Here is a 25,851-nt window from a genome sequence, read left to right as displayed (position 1 = left end):
CGCGTCCATGAAGGCCTCGACAACATCCGGGACGCACCACCCGGGAACCGGGCTGCGGCGTCCGGTCGTCGCGCCTGACGCCGTCGGTGTCCAGGGCGCGCTCGACGACCTCGGCACCGACCTGCGTGACGTGACCTTCGTCGTCGTCGACCTCGAGACGACGGGGACGGCACCAGCGACCGACGCCATCACGGAGATCGGCGCGGTCAAGGTGCGCGGCGGCGAGATCCTCGGGGAGTTCCAGACCCTCGTCAACCCTGGCGGCCCCGTCCCTCCACAGATCACGGTCCTCACCGGCATCACGACAGCCATGGTCATCGACGCCCCACGGATCGAGGCGGTCCTCCCGGCGTTTCTCGAGTTCGCGCACGGCGCCGTGCTCGTCGCGCACAACGCGCGCTTCGACGTCGGTTTCCTCAAGGCGGCGGCACGAGCCACGGACACCCCGTGGCCCCGGTTCGAGGTCGTCGACACGGTCGCTCTCGCCCGCCGCGTCGTCCCCAAGGACGAGGTCCGCAACCACAGGCTCGGCACGCTCGCGCAGCTCTTCGGCGCGACGACGGTTCCGGACCACCGAGCACTCTCGGATGCGCGTGCCACGGTCGATGTCCTCCACGCACTCCTCGGCAGGCTCGCCCCGTGGGGCATCACGCATCTCGAGGACCTCGCGTCTGCGGTCGATCCGGTGGCCCCTGCCGTGCGAGCCAAGCGGCACCTCGCGGACGAGATGCCGCGCGGACCCGGCGTGTACATGTTCCACGCCCCCGACGGCGAGGTCCTCTACGTCGGGACGTCGGTCGACGTTCGCACCCGTGTGCGCAGCTACTTCACGCGCGCCGAGACCCGGCGCCGCATGACCGAGATGGTGACGATCGCCGAGCGCGTCTCGGCCGTGCCGTGCGCGACCCGCCTCGAGGCGCAGGTGCGCGAGCTCCGGCTCATCGCGGAGCACTCGCCGCGCTACAACCGTCGGTCCCGGTTCCCCGAGCGCATGCCGTGGGTCCGGCTCACCGACGAGCCGCACCCGCGCCTCAGCATCGTCACGCAGGTCGTCGCAGAGACCGAGGGTGCAGCAGATGCTGCCGTCGCCGGTGTGCGGGCCGAGGACGTCGGGACGGCCGCCCCGACGGCGCCCCGTCGTGAGGGGGCGTGGCACATCGGGCCTTTCCTCTCCCGGCGCACGGCGCAGGCCGCGCTCGAGGGACTCCAGTCCGCGCTCGACGTCCGGCGCTGCACCCGGAGGCTCCCGCTCGTCGCACGGCCGGGGGCCGCCGCGTGCCCGCTGCTCGACCTCGGTCGGTGCGCGGGACCGTGCGTTGCCGGGGACGACGCCGACGGACGTGCATCGCGCGCCGCGCACGACGCCGAGGTCGCGGCCGCCCGGTCCGCGATGAGCGATGACCCCGGGTCGGTCGTCGAGCGGATGCTCGCCCGCATCATGCGCTACTCGGCCGAGGAGCGCTTCGAGCAGGCCGCCGTCGAGCGCGACCGCATCGCCGCGGTCGTCGATGGTGCCGCACGCCGGGAACGGTTTGCGCAGATGTCGGCCTGCGACGAGCTCGTCGCGGCTCGGGCGCGGGACGACGGCGCGTGGGAGGTCGTCGTCGTCCGGCACGGTCGGCTCGCTGCGACCGCGATCGCCCCCGTCGGGACCGACCCCTACTTGACGATCGACGCTGCGACCGCGACGGCCGAGGTGGTCCTGCCGCCCGTCGTGCCCGCGACCGCGGCCCACCCCGAGGAGACCCTTCTGCTGCTCGACTGGCTTGACTCCCCCGGTGTCAGACTCGTCCGCACGACGCACCCGTTCTCGTGCGCCGTCCACGGACCGGGCGCGTACGGCGCGCTCGCAGCCCAGGCCCGGGACGCCCGTGGAGCCGGCGACGGGGCACCTGCGGACTGAGTCGTTCCAGCCAGCCTCGGCACAGCGGTGGCAGGATGGGACGAGCACAGCCGGAGCGCCACGAAGGAGTCCCCATGCTCACCGCCATCGTCATGATCGACGCGATCCCCGCCCGCATCCCCGAGGTCGCGGAGACGATCACGGCGATCCGCGGCGTCGACGAGGTCTACTCGGTCACGGGCGACAACGACCTCATCGCGATCGTGCGCGTGCGGAACCATGACGATCTCGCCGGCGTCATCGCTGACGGCATCAACAAGGTCGACGGCGTGCAGCGCACGCAGACCCACCTGGCGTTCCGCACGTACTCGTCGACCGAGCTCGACCGCGCGTTCGACCTCGGCCTCGGCGACTGACGCCGAAGTCCGGGGCGCGAGCGGTTCCGCAGGACACGCTCAGCCCGACGGGCTCAGTCGGACGCGCTCGCACGCGCCCACGCCTCGAGCCTGCCGCGAGCGGCTCCCGAGTCGACCGCGTGCGCGGCATGGTCGAGACCCGCCCGGAGGCGGTCGACGAGAGCGCCCTCGCCCGTGCCTGGCAGCGATCCGTCCGCGACGATCGCGGCGGCGGCGTTGAGCAGTACCGTCTGACGCACGAGCCCGTCCTCGCCGTCGAGCACCCGCCTCACGACGGCCGCGTTGTGCTCTGCCTCCCCGCCGCGCAGGTCGGCCACGGTCACCGGGTCGAGCCCGAGCTCTTCCGTCGCGTCGAGCGTCGTGCGCTCGACGGCGCCGCCGCGGACCTCCCACACGTCGGCACGGCCGTTGGCCGCGAGCTCGTCGAGGCCGTCGGCGCCGCGGAACACGAGCGCGTGCGTGCCGCGCGTCGCGAACACGCCGGCCATGAGCGGAGCCATCCGCAGGTCCGCACACCCGACCGCGATCGCGCCGGGCTGGGCCGGGTTCGTCAGCGGCCCGAGGAAGTTGAAGGCCGTCGGGATGCCAAGCTCACCACGGACGGCACCCGCGTGCCGCATCGCCGGGTGGAACGTCTTCGCGAAGCAGAACGTGATGCCTGCCTCCGCCCCGATCCGCGCGACGCGCGCGGGCGTGTGGTCGAGATCGATGCCGAGCGCCTCGAGAACGTCGGCGGAGCCGGTCGTCGAGGACGCGGACCTGTTGCCGTGCTTGACGACGGTGAGGCCCGTGCCCGCGACGACGATCGCTGCCATCGACGAGATGTTCACGGTGTTCGCCATGTCGCCGCCGGTCCCGACGATGTCGACGGCACGCTCGACGCGTGCCGCGTACGGCACCGCGTGCTCGAGCATGACGTCGGCGAGCGCCGTGAGCTCCTCGACGGTCTCCCCCTTGGCGCGGAGCGCGACGAGAAGTCCCGCGAGGCGAGCCGGCGGGACCTGACCGGCCATGACCTGGTCCATGGCCCAGGCGACGTCATCGCGCGGGAGGTCGTCACCGGCGACGAGCCGACGGAGGAGCTGGGGCCACGTCGTGCTCATGAAGTCGTCCTCACCGTGCCTGGGCGGCACCCACCTGCTCGGCGATCGTCCGCTGCACCTCGAACGGGTCGAGAGGACGCGACACCGTCGCGTCCGCGAGGGACCACGACGCGAGCCACGCGTCCTGCGGGCGTCCGACGAGGACGAGGACCCGCGGGCAGAGGTAGATCTCGTTCTTCAGCTGACGGCACAGGCCCATACCGCCGACCTTGTCAGCCTCGCCGTCGAGGATAACCAGGTCGAAGGACGCGAGGTCCTTCCTGTCCAGGAGCGCGTCAGCCGTCGCGACCTCGAGCCACTCGATCTCGGGGGCGCCTGCCGCGAGCCGCGGCCCGACGGCGGTGCGGACCTGGTCGCGCACCGTGATGTCGTCGCTGTGCAGGAGGATCCGTGGCGCGCGGGTGGCCGTGGATGTGGTGGCCGGCTGGGTCGACATCGTCATCGCCTTCGCTTCGTCGTCAGGGCTGTGGTCGTGCTCAACGCATCTTGTCACGGTGTCCACCGACTGCCGAAACACGCCGGGCGCGCGCGATGACAAAAGTCGTCGAGTCGTCATCAAAAGCGTTGGAATCTCGCCGATTCCGCATCGTTGCGCGGGTCATGACCCGCGCGCCCGCCCATTGTGAGCCATCCGTGAGGGCCCAGGGGAGGTCCAATGGTCCCAGACAGCCGCCTGTTCGGCCATAATGGCTCCCGTGACGACTGCACCTACCCATGCCCCGAGCGCCCACGTCGGCGTCAACCGGCCGAACCCCGTCTCGGTCGGCACCATCGTGTGGCTCGCGAGCGAGCTCATGTTCTTCGCGGGCCTCTTCGCGATGTACTTCTCCCACCGGTCGGTCATGCCGACGCAGGAGTGGGAGGCTCACGCCTCGAACCTCGCGTTCCCGTTCGCCCTCGGCAACACGCTCATCCTCGTGGCCTCGTCGGTGACGTGCCAGATGGCTGTGTGGGCCGCTGAGCGCTTCCAGCCGCGCCGCACGGGCTCGCTCGTGCAGATCAACCGCTGGGGCATGAACGAGTGGATGGTCCTCACCTTCGTCATGGGGTCCGTGTTCGTCGCCGGTCAGGTCTTCGAGTACGCCGAGCTCGTGCAGCACGGCGTGACGATCTCGTCGAGCCCCTACGGCTCCGTCTTCTTCCTCACGACCGGCTTCCACGGGCTGCACGTCGTCGGCGGGCTCATCGCCTTCCTCTACGTGCTCGCCCGCTCGCACGCGGCCAAGCGCTTCGGCCACCACGAGGCCACGACCGCGATCGTCACCTCCTACTACTGGCACTTCGTCGACGTCGTGTGGATCGCGCTCTTCTTCGTGATCTACGTCCTTCGCTGAGCCCCACCCCGCGCGGATGTCACACCGTGCACCTGCCCTACCCACCCCCCACGTCGAGACGAGGACTCCCGTGAAGGCACTCGCCGCCCGCAGGCACCACCGGTTCGCACCGGTCGTGCTCATGCTGCTGGCGCTGCTCGCCACCGGCGCGCTGTACGCCGTGATGACCCCGACCACCGCGACCGCCGACACTTCGGCGAGCGCGGAGGACATCGAGGCCGGCAAGCAGCTCTTCCAGGCCAACTGCGCAACCTGCCACGGCGTCGGTGCCGGCGGCGCGGACGAGGTGCCCTCGCTCATCGGCGTCGGCGCAGCCTCCGTGAACTTCCAGGTGAGCACCGGCCGCATGCCGATGCAGGCCAGCGGCCCCCAGGCCCCGGTCAAGCCCGCACAGTTCACCGACAAGCAGGTCGACCAGCTCGCCGCGTACGTCGCCTCGCTCGGCGCGGGTCCCTCGGTCCCGACCGCCGAGATGGTCGACCCGGCGCTCGGCAGCCCGTCGAACGGCGCCGCGCTCTTCCGCACCAACTGCGCGATGTGCCACAACGCCGTGGGCGCGGGCGGCGCGCTCTCCGAGGGCAAGTGGGCCCCGGCCCTCTGGGACACGACGCCCACGAACCTCTACCAGGCGATGCTCACCGGCCCGCAGTCCATGCCGGTGTTCAACGACGCGAACCTCACGCCCGAGGAGAAGCGCGACGTCATCTCGTACCTCGTCGAGCAGCGTGAGCCGTCGGTCGGCGGCCTGAGCCTCGGCTCGCTCGGCCCTGTCTCCGAGGGCCTCTGGGTCTTCGTCATCGGTATGGGCATCCTCATCGGATTCGCCGTCTGGATCGGAGCGAAGTCCTCGTGAGCACGCACGACAAGAACACCGAGCTCGAGCGCTCGGACGTCCCCGCGGCGTTCGAGGACCCGGGCCTCCCGGAGCACCGCTACCGCATGGGTGACACCGACCCGGCCGCGAACAAGCGATCCGAGCGTCAGGTCGTCGTCCTCTTCGCGATCTCCGTGCTCGGCGCCGTCGGGGCGCTCGTCGCGTACTTCGCGCTCCCCCTCGGTTCCGACCCGATGTCCGTCCGCTGGGCGACGCTCGGCCTCGGCCTCGGCCTCGCGCTGAGCCTCCTCGGCATCGGCACGGGCGCGGTCCACTGGGCCAAGACCCTCATGTCGGACCACGAGGTCACGGAGAAGCGCAAGCCGATCTCGTCCGACCAGGCGACACGTGACGCGGCGGTCCAGGCTCTCGTCGACGGCGCCCGCGACTCGGCGATCGCCCGTCGCGGCGTCCTCAAGGGTGCCGTCCTCTCCGCCCTCGCGATCTTCCCGCTGACGATCGCCGTGCCGCTCATCGGCTCGGTCGGCGGCGACTGGAACATCTCGAAGTTCCGCCACACCGTGTGGCGCAAGGGCCGTCGCCTCGCGATCGACCCGAGCGGCCGTCCCATCAAGGCCTCGGACGTCACGGTCGGTTCCGTCTTCCACGTCATCCCGGACGGGATGCGCGACGAGGAGCACTGGATGGAGGAGAAGGCCAAGGCCGTCGTCCTCCTCGTGCGCCTCGACGAGCGCGACCTCAAGGGCGACCAGTCCCCCTCGGGCGAGACCTGGTCCTACGACGGCATCGTCGCGTACTCGAAGATCTGCACCCACGTCGGCTGCCCCGTGGCGCTCTACGAGCAGCAGACCCACCACCTCCTGTGCCCCTGCCACCAGTCGACGTTCGACATCGCGGACGGCGCCAAGGTCGTCTTCGGCCCCGCGAACCGGCCGCTGCCGCAGCTGCCCATCACCGTCGACGCCGAGGGCTACCTCGTCGCGCAGGACGACTTCGCCGAGCCCATCGGCCCGAGCTTCTGGGAGCGTCTCAAGTGACCACGACCCAGCCGGAGACGGCCGTCGGCGCAGCCGCCGACTACCTCGACCAGCGCACCGGCATCGCTGGCGCCGTCAAGGAGTTCGCACGCAAGGTCTTCCCCGACCACTGGTCGTTCCTCCTCGGTGAGATCGCGCTCTACTCGTTCGTCGTCCTGCTCATCTCGGGCGGGTTCCTCACGATGTTCTTCGTGCCGTCCATGGGGTTCACGACGTACCCGGAGGACTCCCTGCCGGTGACGATGCAGGGCGTCGAGATGTCCGAGGCGTTCGCCTCGACGCTCCACATGTCCTTCGAGGTCCGTGGTGGCCTCCTCATGCGGCAGATCCACCACTGGGCCGCGCTGCTCTTCATGGCGTCGATCGTCACGCACATGATGCGCGTGTTCTTCACGGGCGCCTTCCGCAAGCCACGTGAGCTCAACTGGCTCGTCGGGTTCACCCTCATGATCCTCGGCCTGCTCGCAGGGTTCTCCGGCTATTCGCTGCCTGACGACGTCCTCTCGGGCAACGGTCTGCGCATCGCAGACGGCGTTGCGAAGTCGATCCCCGTCATCGGTGCGTTTGCCTCCTACATGCTCTTCGGCGGCGAGTTCCCCGGTGAGCACATCATCCCGCGCCTCTTCACGGTGCACATCCTTCTCGTGCCGGCGCTCATCCTCGCCTTCGTCGGGATCCACCTCCTCATGGTCGTGCTCCACAAGCACACGCAGTACCCCGGGGGTGGCCGCTCGAGCAAGAACGTCGTGGGCTTCCCGCTGTTCCCCGTGTACGTCGCCAAGGCCGGTGGCTTCTTCTTCATCGTCTTCGGTGTGCTTGCACTCATGGGGGCGACGCTCTCGATCAACAACGTGTGGAACTACGGCCCGTACGACCCGTCGCCGGTCTCCGCCGGCGCCCAGCCGGACTGGTACATGCTGTTCCTCGAGGGCGGCCTGCGGCTCATGCCGGGCTGGGAGTGGGTGATCGGTGGGTTCACGATCCCCATCAACATCCTCGTCCCCGGTGTCGTCATCCCGGGTCTGCTGTTCACGTTCCTCGCGCTCTACCCGTTCATCGAGGCCCGCGTCACGCAGGACAAGTCCGAGCACCACGTGCTCGACCGCCCGCGCAACGTCCCGGTCCGCACCGCACTCGGCGTCGCGTTCCTCACCGCGTTCGTCATCCTCGTGCTCGCCGGTTCGAACGACCTCATCGCGACGCACTTCGAGATGTCGATCAACACCATCACGTGGATCTTCCGGGTCGCCTTCTTCGTCGCCCCCGTGTTCGCGTTCATGGTGACGAAGCGACTGTGCCTCGCGCTGCAGCGCAAGGACCGGGAGCTCGTGCTCCACGGCCACGAGGCCGCTCGTCTCGTGCGCTTCGAGTCCGGCGAGGTCATCGAGGTCCACAAGCCGCTCTCGGACCAGGAGCGCTGGCTGCGCGTCAACTACCAGGCGCACGCTCCGCTCGTCATCGAGCCCGGTGAGGACGCGCGTGGCGTCCGTCGCAGGGGCTACGCGGCGGACAAGCGTTGGCAGGCCCTCTCCCGGTTCTTCTACGAGGACCGCATCGAGCCTGTCACCCCTGCGGAGATCGCCAACACGCACGGCGCTCACACGGCCGTCGAGCAGTCCGACGACGCGCCGCAGATCGGTCACTGATCGACGCCACGAGCCGGAATGACAGAGACTGAACCTGTGTTCACCTAGCAGGACGTGAGCCCCGCGGCCGACCTCGGCCGCGGGGCTCACGTGCAAGGACGTCGCCCCGTCGCGAGGCGGCGTCACAACCCGAGGGCGCGCAGGCGCCCGCGACGATGGAGGCAGCACGGCATGGCCGAGTACACCCTTCCCGACCTCTCCTACGACTACGGCGCGCTGGACCCGCACATCTCCGGCCGCATCATGGAGCTTCACCACTCCAAGCACCACGCTGCGTACGTCGCCGGCGCCAACGCCGCGCTCGACGCCCTCGCAGAGGCTCGTTCGACGGGCAACCTCGGTGCCGTCAACATGCTCGAGAAGAACCTCGCGTTCAACCTCGGCGGGCACGTCAACCACTCGGTGTTCTGGCAGAACCTCTCCCCCGAGGGCGGCGACCGTCCCGAGGGCGAACTTGCTGCCGCAATCGACGAGTTCTTCGGTTCGTTCGACGCGTTCGTCGCCCACTTCACGGCGAACGCGCTCGGCATCCAGGGATCGGGCTGGTCGATCCTCGCGTGGGACACGCTCGGGCAGAAGCTCATCATCGTGCAGCTCTACGACCAGCAGGGCAACCTGCCGATCGGTGTCGTGCCGCTGCTCATGCTCGACATGTGGGAGCACGCCTTCTACCTCGACTACGTCAACGTCAAGGCTGACTACGTCAAGGCGTTCTGGAACATCGTCAACTGGACGGACGTCGCCGCACGCCTCGAGCGCGCGCGTTCGCAGGGCCAGGGCCTCATCGTCGCCCTCTGACCCGCACCGGACCGCAGGGCGGCCACCCCATTGGGGGTGGCCGCCCTGCGGCGTCTCTCCGGAGCGGCACGGAGCGCCTGCAACGCGTCTCACACCCCTGCTGACCTGCTCGCACACTTCACGGACGCCGCTGCGGGCTACGATTGAAGTGTGCGGGGCGAGGGGTCCCGCAGTGGACGAAGGAGTCGACATGAGACCGCAGGAGCGCACCACTGGGCGCGCGATCACGGACACGCTCGCTCATGTTCTCGGGCCGCCGCAGGTTGGCGACTACGCCGCACCGATCCGACCGGCCAATGCCGAGGAGCGTGCGCGGGAGGAGGAGCTGCACACTCGCTTCCGCCGGGTCGTGGCTCCGGACGGCACGGTCCACCTCGTCGACACACGGCCTGGCGAGGACTGACCGCGACACGCAGGCACGCCCGCACCCCCGGCGCGAGTGGCGCAGGTGCGGGCGTTCGCGCGACCGGGAGGCATTCGACGGATCCGCCACACACACGAGGAGGGCCGCACCCTGTGGGTGCGGCCCTCCTCGTGTGTGCAGGCCGCGTCAGTCGCAGCCGGGGGCATCGCTCAGTGGGCGTGCAGGCCGCGCGAGTACTCCATGACCCAGCCCGTCACCGCGATCGCGGAGATGCCGATACCGATGTAGAAGATCCACCAGCCGGCGGCGAGGCCGAGGAAGCAGACCGCCGCCGCGAATGCGAGGACGAGCGGCCACCAGCTCCACGGGGCGAACGTGCCGAGCTCACCAGCACCCTGCGAGATCTCGCCGTCAGGGTCGTCCTCGGGACGCGCGTCGATGTGACGGGCCGTGAGCGCGAGGTAGCCGGCGATCATGCCGACGAGCCCCGCGAGGAGGAAGAGTGCGGCGGTGCCGACGGGCTCGAACTTGCTCGTGAGCCCGTAGGCGAGAGCCACGATGAGGAAGAACGGCACGAGTGCGGCGAAGAGCCGGGTCTCGATCTTCACAGGGTGTCACCCTTCGTCTCGTCGGAAGTCCCGACCGCGGTCGGTCGGGCCGATGCAGCGGCCAGCTCGCCGTGGACGTAGTCCATCGCAGCGACCTCCGGGTGGTGGAGGTCGAAGGCCGGCCGCTCGGAGCGGATACGCGGCACCGAGGTGAAGTTGTGGCGCGGGGGCGGGCACGAGGTCGCCCACTCGAGCGAGCCACCGAAGCCCCACGGGTCGTCGACCTCGACCTTGGGCGCGCGGCGCCAGGTGACGTAGACGTTCCAGAGGAACGGCAGCGTCGATGCGGCGAGGAGGAACGAACCGTAGGTCGAGACCTGGTTCATCCAGGTGAAGCCTTCCTCGGGCATGTAGTCCGGGTAACGGCGGGGCATGCCGGCGACGCCGAGCCAGTGCTGCACGAGGAAGGTCGCGTGGAAGCCGATGAAGAGCATCCAGAAGTGGATCTTGCCGAGCTTCTCGTTGAGCATGCGGCCCGTGAACTTCGGCCACCAGAAATAGAAGCCCGCGAACATCGCGAAGACCACGGTGCCGAAGACGACGTAGTGGAAGTGGGCGACGACGAAGTAGGAGTCCGAGAGGTGGAAGTCGAGCACCGGCGTCGAGAGGATGACGCCTGTGAGGCCACCGAAGAGGAAGGTGACGAGGAACCCGAGCGACCAGAGCATCGGTGTCTCGAAGGTGAGCTTCCCTCGCCACATCGTGCCGATCCAGTTGAAGAACTTCACGCCTGTCGGGACGGCGATCGCCATCGTCATGAGCGCGAAGAACGGCAGGAGGACGGCGCCCGTGACGTACATGTGGTGAGCCCACACAGTGACGGACAGCGCGGCGATCGCGATGATCGCGTAGACCATGCCCTTGTAGCCGAAGAGGGGCTTGCGGCTGAAGACGGGGACGATCTCGGTGACGATGCCGAAGAACGGCAGCGCGATGATGTACACCTCAGGGTGCCCGAAGAACCAGAAGAGGTGCTGCCAGAGGATGGCGCCGCCGTTCTCCGGGTTGAAGACCTGCGCGCCGAGGCGACGGTCGGCGCCGAGCGCGAAGAGCGCCGAGGCGAGCGGGGGGAACGCCATGAGGATGAGGATCGACGTGACGAGCGTGCCCCACGTGAAGACGGGCATGCGGAACATCGTCATGCCGGGGACGCGCATCGTGATGATCGTCGTGATGAAGTTGACGGCGCCGAGGATCGTGCCGAAGCCACCCATGGCGAGGCCGAAGACCCAGAGGTCACCGCCGAGCCCGGGGCTGAACGTCGCGTTCGACAGCGGCGCGTAGCCGAACCAGCCGAACGACGCAGCACCCTGACGCGTGAAGAAGCCCGCGCACGCGATGAGGCCACCGAAGAGGTAGAGCCAGTACGCGAACATGTTGAGCCGCGGGAATGCGACGTCGGGGGCACCGATCTGCAGAGGAGTGATGACGTTCGCGAAGCCGGCGAAGAGCGGCGTCGCGAAGAGCAGCAGCATGATCGTGCCGTGCATCGTGAAGAGCTGGTTGTACTGCTCCTTGCTCTGCACGATCTGGATGCCTGGCTCGAAGAGCTCGGCACGGATGACGAGCGCCATGACTCCTGCGATGCAGAAGAACACGAACGACGTGATGAGGTACATGTAGCCGATCGTCTTGTGGTCGGTCGACGTGACCCACTTGACGATCGTCCGGCCCATGTTCCTGCGAGCAGGTGCGAGACCCGGGACCGTGGTCGCTGCAGCGGCAGCCATCAGTTGTCACCTTCCGTGGACGTGAGGTCGGCGGCGTCCTGCTGGCGGACCAGGTCCATGCCGAGGGCGCCGGTCTGGCCCTTGGCGCGGAGGTCGGCCATCGCTGCGTCGTAGTCGGCGCGCGAGACGATCGCGACGTTGAAGAGCATGCCCGAGTGGTGCTCGCCGCAGAGCTCGGCGCACTTGCCGGCGTAGTAGCCGATGCGCTGGGGCACGATGTGCATCTTGTTCGTGCGGTGCGGGATCATGTCGAGCTTGTCGAGGAAGGCCGGCACCCAGAACGAGTGGATGACGTCGCGCGAGTCGAGGATGAGCTCGACCTTCTCGCCGACGGGCAGGTAGAGGGTCGGGAGAGACTCGTCGGTGCCCACCGCGCCGTCGAGGCTCGTCTCGCCGCCGAGCTTGGAGACGTCGCCCGCGTGGATGCCGGACTCGTAGACGTCGTCGTCGAGGTAGTTGAAGTCCCAGCTCCACTGCTTGCCGACGACCTGGATCGAGACGTCGGGCGTGGCGGACGTGTCGCGGATCTCGGCCATGTCGCGCTGCGTGTAGAAGAACAGGACGCCGATCATCATGATCGGGATCGCCGTGTACATCATCTCGAGCGGGATGTGATAGCGGGTCTGGACGGGCAGCTGGTGGTCGTCCTTGCGCTTCCGGTAGGCGATGACGCTCCAGAGCATGAGGCCCCACGTGATGAGACCCACGGCGAGGAGAGCGGTCCACGAGCCGACCCACATGTTGGTGATGCGGTCGGTGTGGTCGGTCACCGGCCCGTCGGAGTACCCGGGGAGAAAGCCACGCTGGGCTTCCTCGGAGCATCCGGACACCGCGAGGACGACAAAGGCGGAGAGCGCGATCGCTCCGAGCCTCGTGCGCCGGCGGCGACTGGGGGGAGTCTGCGAGTGCAAGGGTGGGCCTTTCACGTCACGTCCTGGTGGCGGGCACGCCACTGGGACCTTGGTCCTCATCGGTCCGAGCCTATCTCTTCCCACCACCTGTTCTCCCCAGGTTGCGCACGCGGGTCACGTCACTTGCCAAGGTTGTGTCACCAAGACCCTCGGTAGGGCTCGGATAGCGTGGGGTTGTGACCCCGACCACCCCCTCTCCCCGAGCCTCGGCGCGCACATTCTTCGACGCGGGCAGTGCCGCGCCGCTCCTGCCCGAGACCCTCGAGGCACTTCGAGCGGCACGCCTCGAGGCCTGGTCAGGCCCGCGAAGGCTCCATTCCGAGGGTCGACGCGCGGGGCTGCTTCTAGGTGCAGCCCGCGAGACTGTGGCTGCCGCCGTCGGTGCACGGACCGAAGAGGTCCGCTTCGCACCGTCCCACACGGCAGCGATCCACGCCGCCGTGGGCGGCGTCGCGCCCGCCCGTCGGCGCGTCGGGCGTCGCATCGTCGCGAGCGCGGTCGAGCGCTCGGCGCTCCTCGCGGCGGCCGAGCACACCGCGCCCGGAGAGGTGACCTTGGTCCCGGTGGACGCCCGCGGGCGCGTCGAGCGCGACGCCTTCGAGACGGCCGTCTCGGCTGATGGCGTCGGCCTCGCGTGCCTCCAGCACGCGAACGGCGAGGTCGGCACGCTTCAGCCTCTTGACCAGGTGCACACGTCGGCGCGTGCGGCCCGGGTCCCGCTGCTCGTCGACGCGGGATCGTCGCTCGGGCACGTCGACGTCGGTTCGTCCTGGGACGTCCTGACCGCCGACCCGGCGGACTGGGGCGGGCCGGACGGCATCGGGATCCTCGTCGTGCGGGCGGGCGTGCGCGCACGCCCCGTGGGCCCCGAGGACCCCGACCCATGGTTCCCCGGCGGGGTGAGCACCGCGGTCGCGTTTGCCGCTGCGGTGTCGCTCACCGCGGCGCGGTCGCGCCAGGAAGCCGAGGACGTCCGGCTGCGCGCCTACGTCGCGCGGCTCCGGGACCGTGTCTCCGCGCTCGTCCCGGACGTCGACGTCGTCGGGGACCCGACGGACCGGCTTCCCCACGTCCTCACGTTCTCGTGCCTCTACGTCGACGGCGAGGCGATCCTCGGCGAGCTCGACGCGGCGGGCTTCGCGGTTGGCTCGGGCTCCGCGTGCACGTCGCTCACCCTCCAGCCCAGCCATGTTCTTGCCGCGATGGGCGCCCTCACGCAGGGCAACGTCCGGCTCACGCTCCACCCGGGCGTCACCGAGGACGACATCGACCGGTTCTGCGTGGTCCTGCCTGGCGCCGTCGCCCGGGTCCGCGCGCGGCTCGGCGCCGATCTCTGAGAGCCCCGCACACGACGAGGCCCGGGTCCCTGCGGGGACCCGGGCCTCGTCGGAAGCGTCAGCCGCTCAGCTGAAGGAGTCGCCGCACGCGCACGACCCACCCGCGTTGGGGTTGTCGATCGTGAAGCCCTGCTTCTCGATCGTGTCGGCGAAGTCGATCGACGCGCCCTCGAGGTACGGGACCGACATCTTGTCGACGACGACCTCGACGCCGCCGAAGTCGCGCGTCGCGTCGCCGTCGAGCAGGCGCTCGTCGAAGTACAGCTGGTAGATGAGTCCGGAGCAGCCGCCGGGCTGCACCGCGACTCGGAGCCGGAGGTCGTCACGACCCTCCTGCTCGAGAAGGCTGCGGACCTTGTCCGCGGCGACGTCGGTGAGGAGCACGCCGTGCGTGGTCTCCGTGGTCTCGCTCATGTGGATCTCCGGACGTTCGGCAGTGGGGACGGGTGTCCGTCGGGTGCAACACCCGCGACCCCGGCGATGTTCCCGGCCAGCGTACGCCGCGTCACGCACGGTGCACGGAGACGTTCGCCACACGGTCGCCGTGGGCCGCTCAGAGCCGCCAGGTCCGGGCGATGCGGGCCACCCGCTCCGCGGCTTCGTCCGCCACCGCTCCGTCCGCGTCGAGCACGTCGTCAGGGACGGCCCAACCCGTCTCGTGGACAGCTGCGACCCCGAGCGCTGACCACTCCCGACGCCCCGAGAGCGACGTCCCCGCGAGAACGACGACGGGTACCGCGGCGTCGAGAGCAGCGTCGGCGACCGCGGGCAGCACCCCGTCGTGCGACTCGTCGCCATCGAGCACGGGCACCACGACGACGACGAGATCCGCCTGCGCGACGGCCGATGTGACACCGACGAGGTCAGCGACGAGGGGCGCGGCCGGGGCCAGCGGGACGCCGAGCGCGGCGAGCGCGAGCGCCGCGCCTCCCCCGGCGGCGCCGCCGCGCAGCGCACCGAGCTCGCGCGCGTGGTCGGAGATGGCGCGCGCGCTCGTCGTCGACGTCGTCGCGGCACCGAGGAGGTCGCGTCCGACGAGTGTGCCCGCACGCGCGCCGGCGATCGCGTGGACGAGATCGCCGAGCGCGCGCTCGAGGTCCTGCGCGGCGACTGCGTCGAGAACGTCGGGCACGAGCCCTCCCGCGAGCCCGCCGAGCCCGAGGAGCGCGTCGGGCGCACGGTGCGCGACCCGGACGTCACGGCCGGCGAGAGCACGCCGCAGCGCGCCGAGGTCCGGGAGGTCGTCGGCCGTCACACCGCGCAGAGCGGCCCCGCCCGCGACGAGCCGTGACGAGTCAGGCACGGGAACGCCGAGGCCGTCGGCGAGCCCGACGAGCATCCCAGCGCCGCCGTCGGCCCACGCCGTGCCCGTTCCTGCGTCCGCGCCGAGCGCGACGAGCACCGTCCGGGCATCGGTTGTGAGCGCCGACGCGAGCAGCGTCCCGAGAGGCCGGGACGACCCGTTCCTCACGGCATCGGCGCGGTCGGTCCCGGGTGCCACGAGCGTCGCGTCCGAGAGGACGACGACGTCGCGCACGCCGGCGAGCGCCTCGGCGGTACCGGACCGCCCGTCGGCGAGCGGCAGGACGTCGACGCTCACCCCGGCAGCCCTGCACCACGCCTCGGCCACGCCAGCAGCCACCTGGGGGCCACGGGGGCCCCATCCACCTGAGCTCACGACGACGACACGCACCGGTTCATCGTCGCACCCCGGCGAGGGCCGTCCGCACCCCGGGAACGCCCTGGGGAAGCCCGCGCAGATGTGGGACGATACCGGGCGTGACGACGAACGCGACCTTCTCCGAGCCCGCCCCCTCCGCGCTGCTGCTCCTCGGCCAGGGATCCGACCTCGCCTCCGAGCGCGGTGTCGAGTGCGCCGGTGCGCTGCCGCCTGCGAGCAGCCCGGACCTCGTCGAGCGCGCCCGCGCGGCGAAGGCCGCGCTCGGGGACCGCGTCTTCGTCCTCGGTCACCACTACCAGCGCGACGAGGTCATCGAGTTCGCGGACGTCACCGGAGACTCGTTCAAGCTGGCGCGCGAGGCCGCGGCGCGGCCCGAGGCGGAGTTCATCGTCTTCTGCGGCGTTCACTTCATGGCAGAGTCCGCGGACATCCTCACGACGGCCGATCAGCAGGTCGTGCTCCCCGATCTCGCCGCAGGGTGCTCGATGGCGGACATGGCGACGATCGATCAGGTCGAGGACGCGTGGGACGTCCTCGTCGAGGCGGGGATCGCCGAGAGCACGGTCCCCGTCACATACATGAACTCGACCGCGGCCATCAAGGCGTTCACGGGTCGACACGGCGGCACCGTCTGCACGTCGTCGAACGCGCACGTCGCGCTCCGCTGGGCGTTCGACAAGGTCGGCGGGGTCGACGGGACCGGCAAGATTCTCTTCATGCCGGACCAGCACCTCGGTCGGAACACGGCGCTGCGCGACCTCGGGATGCGCGCGGAGGACTGCGTCGTCTTCGACCCGCGCAAGCCGGACGGCGGCCTCACGACGCAGGAGCTGCGTGACGCGCGGATGATCCTGTGGCGCGGGCACTGCTCCGTCCACGGACGCTTCTCCCCCGAGAACGTCGCGCAGATGCGCGCGAACGTGCCTGGCGTCACCGTCATGGTTCACCCTGAGTGCCGCAACGAGGTCGTCGCCCTCGCGGACAAGGTCGGCTCGACGGAGTTCATCATCAGGGCGCTCGACGCAGCGGAGCCGGGGTCCTCGTGGGCGATCGGCACGGAGCTCAACCTCGTCCGTCGCCTCGCGAAGGCGCACCCGGACAAGCAGGTGCACTACCTCGACTCGACCGTGTGCTTCTGCTCGACGATGAACCGGATCGACCTGCCGCACCTCGTGTGGTCGCTCGAGCAGCTCGTCGCGGGCACTGTGCCGAACCGCATCGTCGTCGACGCGGACGACGCGCACTGGGCGCGCGTCGCGCTCGACCAGATGCTCGCGCTGCCCGGGGTCTGAGCCGCCACGAGCGTCGAGAACCCGATACCGGCGGTAGCGGGTATCGGAGGTCGAGGGTTACCCTGCTGAGGTGTTCCGGACGATCCAGCTCGCGCTCGCCACCTCGCGCCCACGTCGCCCCGTCCCGGGGCTCGACCTCCTCGACTCCTCCGTCACCCGGATGCGCGTCAACCTCGGCGACCTCGACCTCTATCGGCACGTCAACAACGGCGTGTACCTGCAGATGATGGACGTCGCGCGCATCAACTACATCGCCGACCTCGGACTCATGCCCGAGCTCGACCGCCGCGGCTGGTACCCCGTCGTCGCCAACTCGACGATGCACTACCGGCGCTCGCTCACGCTCGGACAACGCTTCGAGATCCACACGCGCACCCTCGGCTGGGACGACCGCTGCGTCTTTCTCGAGCAGACGTTCCACCGCGGCGGCGAGCAGATCGTCCGCGGCGTCGTCGCAGGTCGTTTCCTCTCGCGCGACCACACCCGCGTCGCCGGGTCCGACGTCGCCGCTGCCGCGGGCCACACCGAGGCGTCGCCCGCGCTCCCGGCCGACATCGCCGCGTGGGCCGACGCCTTCGACATCCGACACCGCCCGCGCTGACGCCCCGCGCCCGGGTAGGGGCACCCCGCCCGGTCGACTAGGCTGGCACGGTGTTCAAGAAGAACCGTCCCACCGAGGACGTGACGCCCCAGCCCGTCCCCGAGGTCGCGCCCGAGCTCGACCACACTGCCGACCCGCGCCGCAAGTCCGGCCCCACTCCGCGCCGCAGCGAGGTCGTCGCGAGCAACAAGGTCCCGCTCGTCGCCAACGACCGCCGGGCCGCAGCCAAGGCGCAGCGCGCGGAGATGCGCAAGCAGCGTGACATCGAGTACCAGGCCATGCTCTCGGGCGACGAGCGCCACCTCCCGTACCGCGACAAGGGACCCGTCAAGCGCTTCGTCCGCGACTGGGTCGATGCCCGCCGGAACCTCGGGGAGATCTTCCTCTTCTTCGCGCTCGCGATGATGGTCGTGCTCTTCATCACCCCCTACGTCGCGAGCGACGCCATCACGGTGATCCTCATGCTCTTCCTCTATGGCGTCGTCCTCGTGACGATCGCCGACGGCTTCCTCCTGTGGCGCAAGCTCCGCAAGGCGCTCGTCGCGAAGTTCGGCGACGATGTCGACCTCAAGGCCCAGCGCTGGTACGCCCTGACACGCGCCTACCAGATCCGGCGCGCGCGACTGCCCAAGCCGCAGGTCAAGCACGGCGAGTACCCGTCCTGACGGAAGACCGCTGCAGACGCGTGGAGCCCCCGACCTCATGGTCGGGGGCTCCACGCGTCTGCAGCGAGTCTCACCGCGCCCGCGCCACGCGGGCGATCCTCGGCGCTACGGCCGCTCAGGCACGCTCGACGGGGAGCGGGAGCGGGGCGCCGACGTCGGTCCCGCCGCGTTGCAGGACGCACCGCTCGACGCCCGACGTCGCGAGCGAGCGCCACCGGGCGCCCAGCCACACCTCCGCGTCGAACCGACGGGCGAAGGCCGGAGGCTCCTGGACCATGCCCGCGGCGACGGCGTCGACGCCCTCACGCCCTCCGAGACGCCACGACCAGGCCGAGGCCCTGTCGGCGACGGGAGCCCCGCCGGCCGCCGGCGCCTGAGTCGGGTCCGCGTCTGACGACGTCACGCCGTCGCCGCCACGAGAGCGCGGTTGACACGCGACGCCCAGAACGGACCCTCGTAGATGAACGCCGTGTAGGCCTGCACGAGATCGGCCCCTGCGACGAGGTACCGACGTGCGTCCTGCGGGCTCGAGATCCCACCGACCCCGATGATCGTCGGCCCCGCGCCGAGCCGGGCGCGCAGGCGCGCGACGACCTCGACGCCCCGTTCGAGCTCGGGCGGGCCGGAGAGCCCACCCGGACCGAGGTCGTGCGCGATCGTCGTGTTGACCGCGACAACGCCATCGAGACCGAGCTCCGTGACGAGGTCGGCGACCGCGTCGACGTCCTCGTCGGCGAGATCCGGCGCGATCTTCACGAGCAGCGGGACGCTGCGGGTCGGCACCGCCACGTCCGCAGCCTCGCGGACCGCGACGAGGATCGGGCGCAGCGCGTCGACCGACTGCAGGTCGCGCAGACCGGGAGTGTTCGGCGAGGACACGTTGACGACGAGGTAGTCCGCATACGGGGCGAGGGCTCGCGCGCTCGTCGCATAGTCGCCCGCAGCCTCCTCGGCAGGGGTGACCTTCGTCTTGCCGATGTTCACCCCGACGACGGCCCGCCGGCCGTTCGCCGTCGACCGCAGCCTGCGGAGCTCGGCGGCGGCAGCCTGGGCGCCGAGGTTGTTGAAACCCATCCGGTTGCGCAGCGCGCGCTGGTCCGTGTGCCGCCACAGCCGTGGCTGCTCGTTGCCCGGCTGCGCGTGCGCCGTGATCGTGCCGACCTCGATGAACGAGAAGCCGAGCGCGGTGAGCCCTTCGACCGCGGTGCCGTCCTTGTCGAAGCCGCCCGCGAGCCCGAGCGGCCCCGCGAGCGTACGCCCGAACGCACGCACCCCCGGCCGTGCACGGAACCGTGCCCCGAGAACGTCGCGGACGCCCGGCGTGCGTCCGGCGAGCCTGATCGCACCGTGCGCGAGATGGTGGATGCGCTCGGGGTCCATCTTCTTGAAGACGTGGTCGAACAGCAGGTGGTACACGCGGAGGCTCCTCGGTCGGGGTCGTGCGGCTCAGGGGGTCGGTGTCGGGGTGACGGGCGCCGGCGCGCCCGCGCCCGGCCTGGTGCGGGCGAGCCACCACAGGCCGAGCAGCGGCAGGACGAGAGGCACGTACCCGTAGCCCTCGCCGAGGTGCGACCACACCGTCGCCTCGGGGAAGAGCTCAGGTCGCACGAACGAGAGCACCCCGACGCCGACGACGCCGGCGAGCTCGACCGTCACGCTCGTCCAGGCGACGGCCCGCGCCCGTGGCGTGGCGCGCAGCAGGGCGACGGTCGCGACGACGTAGAGGACCGCGGCAAGCGCGGACAGGAGGTAGGCGACGGGCGCCTCGTCGAGCTTCGTCGCCACCTGATAGGTGGCGCGCGCGGTCGAGGCGACGGCAAAGATCCCGTAGAGGGTGATCATGAGCATGCCCATGCCGGACCTCGTCGCAGGGCGGTCGGCGCGCTGGGCCGCGGGCAGCTCCCTCATACGCCGAGCTGCCAGATCTGCCAGAGCCGGAGCTCGAGGAACGCGACCGTCACCGTGGCGACGAGCAGGACGATCGAGCTCCACCGCGACCGCTCCGCGAACGCGACGAACGCGGCGAACGGCAGAACGAGGAGCACGACGACGAGGTAGCCCCAGATCATCACGGGGTCGCCGTGCCACCCCTGCACGAGCAGGACGACGGCGACGACGAGCTGGACGACGAGCATGCCCTCGACGACGGCCGCTCCCCATAGCTGCTTGAGGATGACCGCGCGGTCGCGGACGGCGAACCATGCGGCCCACGCGCCGAGAAGCGCGCACAGCACGAGCACGACGATCATGAGGGGCAGGAGCACGGCTCCGAGAGTACCGGTCGCGGCGTGCGCAGGGGGCGGACCTCCGGTCCCCGCCTGCACCGACGCACGGATGTGCCCGGGGTCCCGTCCGGATGTCGGACACTCGGGCTAGCATCGAGGGGTGGCTGACCTGACTCTCACCGGCAAGAACCCCTTCTCCCTCGCCGCCGACGCGCTCGTCGTCGCGACGGCGGTCGTCGATGACGCCGTCGTCGTCCTCGGCGACGTGCCCGACTCCGTGCGCGGCCTCGCCGCCCACGCCCGGGCCCTCGGCGTCTCCGGCGCGCTCGACGAGGTCGTGCGCGTCCCGGCACCCACCGGCGTCGAGGCTGGCGTCCTCGCCCTCGCAGGCGTCGGCACGTCGGCCCCTGACGCCGAGGCCCTCCGCCGCGCCGCGGGCGCGGCAGTGCGCACGCTCGGCGGCGGCAGGACCGTCCTCGCGCTCCCCGCCGACGACGCCGACGCGGTCGGCGCCATCGCCGAGGGCGCCCTCCTCGGCGCGTACGTCTTCAACCGCTACCGCACGGCCGACGAGACGACGCCCGCGACCGTCCTCGAGCTCGCCTCACCCGCTGCGCGGACCCGTGCCGCGAAGGACGCGGTCGAGCGCGCCGAGATCGTCACGTCCGCGATCAACGCGGCCCGCGACCTCGTCAACGCAGCCCCGAACGACCTCTTCCCCGCAGCGTTCGCCGACGCAGCCAAGGCCGCGGCCAAGGGCACGGGCGTCAAGGTCACGATCCTCGACGAGAAGGCGCTCGTCGCGGGCGGCTACGGGGGCATCGCTGGTGTCGGCCAGGGCTCGACGCGCGGTCCCCGCCTCGTCAAGCTCGCCTACACGCCGAGCCGTCCCGCCGCGCGCGTCGCGCTCGTCGGCAAGGGGATCACCTTCGACACGGGCGGCATCTCCATCAAGCCCGCCAAGGGCATGGAGGCCATGAAGTCCGACATGGCCGGTGCCGCAGCCGTCCTCTCGACCGTCGTCGCCGCGGCGCGTCTCGGCAGCGACGTCGCCGTCACCGGCTACCTGTGCCTCGCCGAGAACATGCCCGGTGGCGGCGCCCAACGTCCCGCCGACGTCGTGACGATGCGTGGCGGCAAGACCGTCGAGGTCCTCAACACCGACGCCGAGGGTCGCCTCGTCATGGCGGACGGGCTCGTCGCGGCCGTCGAGGACGGCACGGACGTCGTCCTCGACATCGCGACGCTCACGGGCGCGCAGATCATCGCGCTCGGCGACCGCGTCTCGGGCGTCATGGGCACCGACGACGTCCGCGGCGAGGTCGTCGCGGCTGCCGAGGCCGCGGGCGAGCAGTTCTGGCCCATGCCCCTGCCCGCCGAGCTGCGCCCCTCGCTCGACTCGAAGGTCGCGGACATCGCGAACATCGGCGGACGCGCCGGAGGCATGCTCACGGCCGGGCTCTTCCTCCAGGAGTTCACGGACGGCACGCCGTGGGCGCACCTCGACATCGCGGGCCCCGCGTTCAACGAGGGCGCCGCGTACGGCTACACCCCGGTCGGAGGCACGGGCGTGGGTGTGCGCACGCTGCTCGCGTTCGTCGAGGGCCGCTCCGCGAAGGCCTGAGCCTCCCGCTCGCACGACCACGAAGGCGTGCTCCCGCTCGGTGCGGGGGCACGCCTTCGTCGTCGGCGACGGCCTACGCTGTCGGTGGGTCCTGGGTGAGGCGGCGGCCCTTCTGGCGCGTGCCCCAGTCGCGGTAGCGCTGGGGGTACCCCGTGAACCGCACGTTGTACACCGGGACGCCGAGCGACCCTGCGACGTCGAACGCCGTGCGCTCGTCGGGCGTGGCTCGTCGCGTCCACTCCCCCGTCGTCGCGACGAGGAGCACGGTCGCGGGGGTGTCACGCGTCGGCGGTTCGACGTAGGCCTCGACGCCCGTGCGGGACGCGACGAACTCCGAGAGGTGCGCGACGGTGGCCCGCCCCTCCCGGCCGGACCGGGCTGGACCGCCGTCACGCGGACGGCGACGGAAGAAGCTCATCCCGCGATCGTAGCGAGCGACGGCGTCACCCTCACGGTGGGTGTCAGCGGCATCACAGCACGCCGCGGCCGATCCGGTTGGGCCGAGAGTCCTACTGATGACAAGATGAAGTCGGCGTGACCGCCGACCGTTCGCATCTAAGGAGCTGCACGTGGCCGACACCAACGGCACTTTCGACATCGTCGTCCTCGGCGGAGGAAGCGGCGGCTACGCCACCGCCCTGCGCGGAGCCCAGCTGGGCCTCTCCGTCGCGCTCGTCGAGGAGAACAAGCTGGGTGGCACGTGCCTCCACAACGGCTGCATCCCGACGAAGGCGCTCCTGCACGCCGCCGAGCTCGCCGACAATGCCCGCGAGGGCTCCAAGTTCGGTGTCAACACCGAGCTCAAGGGCATCGACATGGCAGGCGTCAACTCCTACAAGGAGGGCGTGATCTCGCGCCTCTACAAGGGTCTCCAGGGCCTTGTGAAGTCGCGCCAGGTGACGCTCGTCGAGGGCCACGGCAAGCTCGTCGGCCCCGACGCCGTCGAGGTGAACGGCCAGGTCATCAAGGGCCGCAACATCGTCCTCGCGACCGGCTCCTACGCTCGCTCGCTCCCGGGCCTCGAGATCGGCGGACGCGTCATGACGTCCGACCAGGCACTCCACCTCGACTACGTCCCCGGCTCGGCGATCGTGCTCGGCGGCGGAGTCATCGGCGTCGAGTTCGCGTCGGTCTGGAAGTCGTTCGGTGCCGACGTCACCGTCGTCGAGGGCCTGCCCCACCTCGTCCCCGCCGAGGACGAGGCCATCTCGAAGGCGCTCGAGCGCCAGTTCCGCAAGCGCGGCATCAACTTCTCCGTCGGCGACCGCTTCTCCGGTGTCACGCAGGACGAGGGCGGCGTCCACGTCACACTCGAGTCCGGCAAGACGTTCGACGCCGAGATCCTGCTCGTCGCCGTAGGCCGCGGCCCGCGCACCGCGGACCTCGGCTTCGAGGCCCAGGGCATCACGATGGACCGCGGCTTCGTCATCGTCGACGAGCGCCTCCACACGGGTGTCGGCAACATCTACGCCGCGGGCGACATCGTCCCGGGCCTGCAGCTCGCCCACCGCGGCTTCGCGCAGGGCATCTTCGTCGCCGAGCAGATCGCCGGCCTGTCGCCGCTGCCCATCGACGAGTCGGGAATCCCGCGCGTCACCTACTGCGAGCCCGAGGTCGGCTCCGTCGGCGTCACCGAGGCAAAGGCCAAGGAGCTCTACGGCGACGACCAGGTCGAGGCCCTCGAGTACAACCTCGGCGGCAACGGCAAGAGCCAGATCCTCGCGACCCAGGGCTTCATCAAGCTCGTGCGCCGCAAGGACGGTCCCGTCGTCGGCGTCCACATGATCGGGTCGCGCGTCGGTGAGCTCATCGGCGAGGGCCAGCTCATCGTCAACTGGGAGGCCTACCCCGAGGACGTCGCGAACCTCGTCCACGCCCACCCCACGCAGAACGAGGCCCTCGGCGAGGCGTTCCTCGCTCTCGCGGGCAAGCCGCTCCACGCTCACAACTGATCCCAGCCGGAAACCTGAGGAGAGACAGAACCATGTCTGAAGCCGTCAAGATGCCCGCGCTGGGCGAGTCCGTCACCGAGGGAACCGTCACCCGCTGGCTCAAGCAGGTTGGCGAGCGCGTCGAGGTCGACGAGCCCTTGCTCGAGGTCTCGACCGACAAGGTCGACACCGAGATCCCCTCGCCCGTCGCGGGCGTGCTCGAGAAGATCCTCGTCGAGGAGGACGAGACCGTCGAGGTCGGCACCGACCTCGCGTTCGTCGGCGACGGCTCGGGCAGTGGCGAGGCGGCCGCGGAGGCTGCGCCCGCCGAGGCCGCACCTGCCGAGGCCGCTCCGGCCCAGCCCGCCCCGGACGCCTCGGCGACCGCTGTCGCCGAGGCTGCGCCCGAGGCAGCACCCGCACCGTCGTCCGACGCGCCGGCGAGCGCGTCCGGCGGCGAGGGTGAGCAGGTCGTCATGCCCGCGCTCGGCGAATCGGTGACCGAGGGAACCGTCACCCGCTGGCTCAAGCAGGTCGGCGACGCGGTCGAGGTCGACGAGCCGCTCCTCGAGGTCTCGACCGACAAGGTCGACACCGAGATCCCCTCGCCCGTCGCTGGCACGCTCCAGCAGATCCTCGTCCAGGAGGACGAGACGGTCGAGGTCGGGACGGCGCTCGCCGTCGTCGGCTCGGGCGCCGCGCCCGCCGCCGCTCCGGCACCTGCCGCCGCTCCGGCACCCGCCGCAGCCGCTCCGGCGCCCGCCCCCGCGCCGGCCCCTGCTGCAGCTCCGGCACCGGCCGCAGCCGCGCCTGCACCGGCCCCGGCCGCGGCGCCGGCATCCGAGCCTGCCGCACCGGCGCCGTCGGCAGCCGCCCAGCAGGCATCGGGCTACCTCACCCCGCTCGTCCGCAAGCTCGCGGCCGAGAAGGGTGTCGACGTCGCGTCGCTCACGGGCACGGGCGTCGGCGGTCGTATCCGCAAGGAGGACGTCCTCGAGGCGGCCGCCAAGGCTGCCGCCGCACAGGCCGCCCCGGCTCCCGCCGCCGCGCCCGCTGCGGCCGCGAAGCCGTCGACGAAGCTCGAGGTCTCCCCGCTGCGCGGCACGACCGAGAAGGCCAGCCGCCTCCGCAAGATCATTGCGACCCGCATGGTCGAGGCCCTGCAGACGCAGGCTCAACTGACGACTGTCGTCGAGGTTGACGTCACGAAGGTCGCACGACTGCGTGCGAAGGCGAAGGACGGCTTCAAGGCACGCGAAGGCGCGAACCTCACGTTCCTGCCGTTCTTCACGCTTGCGGCGGTCGAGGCCCTCAAGGCCTTCCCGAAGATCAACGGCGTGCTCGCGGACGACGTCATCACGTACCACGGCCAGGAGAACGTCGGCATCGCGGTCGACACCCCGCGCGGCCTGCTCGTCCCCGTCATCCACGACGCGGGCGACCTCAACCTCGCTGGCCTCTCCCGCAAGATCGCGGACCTCGCCACGCGGACGCGGGACAACAAGGTGACGCCGGACGAGCTCGGCGGTGCGACGTTCACGATCACCAACACGGGGTCGGGCGGCGCGCTCATCGACACGCCCATCGTCCCCGGCGGCACGTCCGCGATCCTCGGCACGGGCACGATCGTCAAGCGTCCCGCGGTCATCCAGGACGAGGACGGCCAGGACGTCATCGCGATCCGTCAGATCTGCTACCTCTCCCTGTCGTACGACCACCGCCTGGTCGACGGCGCGGACGCGTCGCGCTACCTCATGGCGGTCAAGCGCCGCATCGAGGAGGGCGCGTTCGAGTCCGAGGTCGGTCTCTGACACGAGCGTGAACGAAGCCCGTCGTGCCGCACTAGCGGCACGACGGGCTTCGTGCATGC

The 25,851-nt window shown here is 70.7% G+C and carries 27 protein-coding genes; 15 read left to right on the top strand and 12 right to left on the bottom strand.

Going from position 1 to position 25,851, the window contains the following annotated elements:
* Positions 1-7: 7 nt before the first annotated feature.
* Positions 8-1,903 (top strand): DEDD exonuclease domain-containing protein, encoded by a 1,896-nt coding sequence (locus IGS67_RS12225; protein ID WP_235978242.1) that lies wholly within the window; start codon positions 8-10, stop codon positions 1,901-1,903.
* A gap of 74 nt (positions 1,904-1,977) precedes the next feature.
* Positions 1,978-2,259: an Lrp/AsnC family transcriptional regulator gene (locus IGS67_RS12220; RefSeq protein WP_102508417.1), complete on the top strand. Its 282-nt coding sequence runs from the start codon at positions 1,978-1,980 to the stop codon at positions 2,257-2,259.
* Between the two features lie 53 nt (positions 2,260-2,312).
* Here the strand turns inward: IGS67_RS12220 and trpD are convergent, their stop codons facing one another.
* Both trpD and IGS67_RS12210 read right to left on the bottom strand, forming a co-directional pair.
* The gene (gene trpD, locus IGS67_RS12215) at positions 2,313-3,362 is read right to left on the bottom strand and encodes an anthranilate phosphoribosyltransferase (RefSeq protein ID WP_192281475.1); all 1,050 of its coding nucleotides are present in this window, start codon (positions 3,360-3,362) and stop codon (positions 2,313-2,315) included.
* A gap of 10 nt (positions 3,363-3,372) precedes the next feature.
* Positions 3,373-3,804, bottom strand: coding sequence for a response regulator (locus IGS67_RS12210; protein ID WP_102510466.1), 432 nt, complete (start codon positions 3,802-3,804; stop codon positions 3,373-3,375).
* Between the two features lie 244 nt (positions 3,805-4,048).
* Between IGS67_RS12210 and ctaE the strand changes: the two genes are divergently transcribed.
* The 6 genes from ctaE to IGS67_RS12180 all read left to right on the top strand — a co-directional run bounded on the left by ctaE (position 4,049) and on the right by IGS67_RS12180 (position 9,415).
* On the top strand, positions 4,049-4,696 hold the full coding sequence (ctaE, locus tag IGS67_RS12205) for an aa3-type cytochrome oxidase subunit III (protein WP_192281473.1): 648 nt from the start codon (positions 4,049-4,051) through the stop codon (positions 4,694-4,696).
* Positions 4,697-4,766: 70 nt separating this feature from the next.
* Positions 4,767-5,549, top strand: a complete 783-nt coding sequence (gene qcrC / locus IGS67_RS12200; protein ID WP_192281471.1) for a cytochrome bc1 complex diheme cytochrome c subunit — start codon at positions 4,767-4,769, stop codon at positions 5,547-5,549.
* Positions 5,546-6,568, top strand: a complete 1,023-nt coding sequence (gene qcrA, locus IGS67_RS12195) for a cytochrome bc1 complex Rieske iron-sulfur subunit (protein WP_328742622.1) — start codon at positions 5,546-5,548, stop codon at positions 6,566-6,568. Before qcrC ends, qcrA begins: the two co-directional genes overlap by 4 nt.
* Positions 6,565-8,214 (top strand): cytochrome bc1 complex cytochrome b subunit, encoded by a 1,650-nt coding sequence (qcrB, locus tag IGS67_RS12190; protein WP_192281469.1) that lies wholly within the window; start codon positions 6,565-6,567, stop codon positions 8,212-8,214. Before qcrA ends, qcrB begins: the two co-directional genes overlap by 4 nt.
* A gap of 171 nt (positions 8,215-8,385) precedes the next feature.
* The gene (locus IGS67_RS12185; RefSeq protein WP_192281466.1) at positions 8,386-9,012 is read left to right on the top strand and encodes a superoxide dismutase; all 627 of its coding nucleotides are present in this window, start codon (positions 8,386-8,388) and stop codon (positions 9,010-9,012) included.
* Between the two features lie 190 nt (positions 9,013-9,202).
* Positions 9,203-9,415 (top strand): hypothetical protein, encoded by a 213-nt coding sequence (locus tag IGS67_RS12180; protein WP_192281463.1) that lies wholly within the window; start codon positions 9,203-9,205, stop codon positions 9,413-9,415.
* 170 nt (positions 9,416-9,585) lie between these two features.
* Here the strand turns inward: IGS67_RS12180 and IGS67_RS12175 are convergent, their stop codons facing one another.
* Genes IGS67_RS12175 through ctaC form a run of 3 tightly spaced genes read right to left on the bottom strand, consistent with a single transcriptional unit; the run spans position 9,586 to position 12,685 of the window.
* Positions 9,586-9,984: a cytochrome c oxidase subunit 4 gene (locus IGS67_RS12175; RefSeq protein WP_192281459.1), complete on the bottom strand. Its 399-nt coding sequence runs from the start codon at positions 9,982-9,984 to the stop codon at positions 9,586-9,588.
* Positions 9,981-11,714, bottom strand: a complete 1,734-nt coding sequence (gene ctaD, locus IGS67_RS12170) for an aa3-type cytochrome oxidase subunit I (protein ID WP_192281456.1) — start codon at positions 11,712-11,714, stop codon at positions 9,981-9,983. Before ctaD ends, IGS67_RS12175 begins: the two co-directional genes overlap by 4 nt.
* Positions 11,714-12,685, bottom strand: coding sequence for an aa3-type cytochrome oxidase subunit II (gene ctaC, locus IGS67_RS12165; RefSeq protein ID WP_192281453.1), 972 nt, complete (start codon positions 12,683-12,685; stop codon positions 11,714-11,716). Before ctaC ends, ctaD begins: the two co-directional genes overlap by 1 nt.
* A gap of 116 nt (positions 12,686-12,801) precedes the next feature.
* On the opposite strand from ctaC, the gene IGS67_RS12160 reads away from it, so the two are divergent.
* A complete protein-coding gene (locus IGS67_RS12160; RefSeq protein ID WP_192281449.1) occupies positions 12,802-13,962 on the top strand; it encodes a cysteine desulfurase family protein in 1,161 nt (386 codons plus the stop codon).
* A gap of 66 nt (positions 13,963-14,028) precedes the next feature.
* Here IGS67_RS12160 and IGS67_RS12155 read toward each other — a convergent pair whose 3' ends face one another.
* Both IGS67_RS12155 and IGS67_RS12150 read right to left on the bottom strand, forming a co-directional pair.
* Positions 14,029-14,376 (bottom strand): HesB/IscA family protein, encoded by a 348-nt coding sequence (locus IGS67_RS12155; RefSeq protein WP_102508397.1) that lies wholly within the window; start codon positions 14,374-14,376, stop codon positions 14,029-14,031.
* A 139-nt stretch (positions 14,377-14,515) separates the two neighbouring features.
* A complete protein-coding gene (locus IGS67_RS12150) occupies positions 14,516-15,562 on the bottom strand; it encodes a glycerate kinase (protein ID WP_192281445.1) in 1,047 nt (348 codons plus the stop codon).
* 170 nt (positions 15,563-15,732) lie between these two features.
* Here IGS67_RS12150 and nadA point away from each other — a divergent pair, with 170 nt between their 5' ends.
* From nadA to IGS67_RS12135, 3 genes are all read left to right on the top strand, one after another.
* Positions 15,733-16,935, top strand: a complete 1,203-nt coding sequence (nadA, locus tag IGS67_RS12145; RefSeq protein WP_328742649.1) for a quinolinate synthase NadA — start codon at positions 15,733-15,735, stop codon at positions 16,933-16,935.
* A gap of 70 nt (positions 16,936-17,005) precedes the next feature.
* Entirely contained in the window at positions 17,006-17,536 is a 531-nt protein-coding gene (locus IGS67_RS12140) for an acyl-CoA thioesterase (RefSeq protein ID WP_192281438.1), read from the top strand.
* 50 nt (positions 17,537-17,586) lie between these two features.
* Entirely contained in the window at positions 17,587-18,201 is a 615-nt protein-coding gene (locus IGS67_RS12135; RefSeq protein ID WP_192281435.1) for a DUF3043 domain-containing protein, read from the top strand.
* 115 nt (positions 18,202-18,316) lie between these two features.
* Here IGS67_RS12135 and IGS67_RS12130 read toward each other — a convergent pair whose 3' ends face one another.
* Genes IGS67_RS12130 through IGS67_RS12115 form a run of 4 tightly spaced genes read right to left on the bottom strand, consistent with a single transcriptional unit; the run spans position 18,317 to position 20,465 of the window.
* Entirely contained in the window at positions 18,317-18,604 is a 288-nt protein-coding gene (locus IGS67_RS12130) for a hypothetical protein (protein WP_192281431.1), read from the bottom strand.
* Positions 18,601-19,617: a quinone-dependent dihydroorotate dehydrogenase gene (locus tag IGS67_RS12125; RefSeq protein WP_192281428.1), complete on the bottom strand. Its 1,017-nt coding sequence runs from the start codon at positions 19,615-19,617 to the stop codon at positions 18,601-18,603. Before IGS67_RS12125 ends, IGS67_RS12130 begins: the two co-directional genes overlap by 4 nt.
* Before the next feature lie 30 nt (positions 19,618-19,647).
* On the bottom strand, positions 19,648-20,109 hold the full coding sequence (locus tag IGS67_RS12120) for a hypothetical protein (protein ID WP_192281425.1): 462 nt from the start codon (positions 20,107-20,109) through the stop codon (positions 19,648-19,650).
* Positions 20,106-20,465, bottom strand: a complete 360-nt coding sequence (locus tag IGS67_RS12115; protein WP_192281422.1) for a hypothetical protein — start codon at positions 20,463-20,465, stop codon at positions 20,106-20,108. Before IGS67_RS12115 ends, IGS67_RS12120 begins: the two co-directional genes overlap by 4 nt.
* A 121-nt stretch (positions 20,466-20,586) precedes the next feature.
* Between IGS67_RS12115 and IGS67_RS12110 the strand changes: the two genes are divergently transcribed.
* On the top strand, positions 20,587-22,050 hold the full coding sequence (locus IGS67_RS12110) for a leucyl aminopeptidase (protein WP_192281420.1): 1,464 nt from the start codon (positions 20,587-20,589) through the stop codon (positions 22,048-22,050).
* Positions 22,051-22,123: 73 nt separating this feature from the next.
* Here IGS67_RS12110 and IGS67_RS12105 read toward each other — a convergent pair whose 3' ends face one another.
* Positions 22,124-22,468 (bottom strand): oxidoreductase, encoded by a 345-nt coding sequence (locus IGS67_RS12105; RefSeq protein ID WP_192281417.1) that lies wholly within the window; start codon positions 22,466-22,468, stop codon positions 22,124-22,126.
* Positions 22,469-22,619: 151 nt separating this feature from the next.
* Here IGS67_RS12105 and lpdA point away from each other — a divergent pair, with 151 nt between their 5' ends.
* Together lpdA and sucB are read left to right on the top strand one after the other, a co-directional pair.
* On the top strand, positions 22,620-24,002 hold the full coding sequence (lpdA, locus tag IGS67_RS12100; protein WP_192281414.1) for a dihydrolipoyl dehydrogenase: 1,383 nt from the start codon (positions 22,620-22,622) through the stop codon (positions 24,000-24,002).
* 32 nt (positions 24,003-24,034) lie between these two features.
* Positions 24,035-25,792, top strand: coding sequence for a 2-oxoglutarate dehydrogenase, E2 component, dihydrolipoamide succinyltransferase (gene sucB / locus IGS67_RS12095; RefSeq protein ID WP_192281410.1), 1,758 nt, complete (start codon positions 24,035-24,037; stop codon positions 25,790-25,792).
* Positions 25,793-25,851: the final 59 nt, after the last annotated feature.

Source organism: Flavimobilis rhizosphaerae, from assembly GCF_014852685.1.
Taxonomy (GTDB): Bacteria; Actinomycetota; Actinomycetes; order Actinomycetales; family Cellulomonadaceae; genus Flavimobilis; species Flavimobilis rhizosphaerae.
This window is presented reverse-complemented; position numbering and strand designations above follow the sequence as displayed.

Excerpts from the sequence above, each read along its gene's own strand:
- IGS67_RS12225 (WP_235978242.1), top strand. The coding sequence starts at position 8 with ATGAAGGCCTCGACAACATCCGGGACGCACCACCCGGGAACCGGGCTG.
- IGS67_RS12220 (WP_102508417.1), top strand. The coding sequence starts at position 1,978 with ATGCTCACCGCCATCGTCATGATCGACGCGATCCCCGCCCGCATCCCC.
- trpD (WP_192281475.1), bottom strand. The coding sequence starts at position 3,362 with ATGAGCACGACGTGGCCCCAGCTCCTCCGTCGGCTCGTCGCCGGTGAC.
- IGS67_RS12210 (WP_102510466.1), bottom strand. The coding sequence starts at position 3,804 with ATGACGATGTCGACCCAGCCGGCCACCACATCCACGGCCACCCGCGCG.
- ctaE (WP_192281473.1), top strand. The coding sequence starts at position 4,049 with ATGGCTCCCGTGACGACTGCACCTACCCATGCCCCGAGCGCCCACGTC.
- IGS67_RS12185 (WP_192281466.1), top strand. The coding sequence starts at position 8,386 with ATGGCCGAGTACACCCTTCCCGACCTCTCCTACGACTACGGCGCGCTG.
- IGS67_RS12180 (WP_192281463.1), top strand. The coding sequence starts at position 9,203 with ATGAGACCGCAGGAGCGCACCACTGGGCGCGCGATCACGGACACGCTC.
- ctaD (WP_192281456.1), bottom strand. The coding sequence starts at position 11,714 with ATGGCTGCCGCTGCAGCGACCACGGTCCCGGGTCTCGCACCTGCTCGC.
- ctaC (WP_192281453.1), bottom strand. The coding sequence starts at position 12,685 with ATGAGGACCAAGGTCCCAGTGGCGTGCCCGCCACCAGGACGTGACGTG.
- IGS67_RS12155 (WP_102508397.1), bottom strand. The coding sequence starts at position 14,376 with ATGAGCGAGACCACGGAGACCACGCACGGCGTGCTCCTCACCGACGTC.
- IGS67_RS12120 (WP_192281425.1), bottom strand. The coding sequence starts at position 20,109 with ATGAGGGAGCTGCCCGCGGCCCAGCGCGCCGACCGCCCTGCGACGAGG.
- IGS67_RS12105 (WP_192281417.1), bottom strand. The coding sequence starts at position 22,468 with ATGAGCTTCTTCCGTCGCCGTCCGCGTGACGGCGGTCCAGCCCGGTCC.
- sucB (WP_192281410.1), top strand. The coding sequence starts at position 24,035 with ATGTCTGAAGCCGTCAAGATGCCCGCGCTGGGCGAGTCCGTCACCGAG.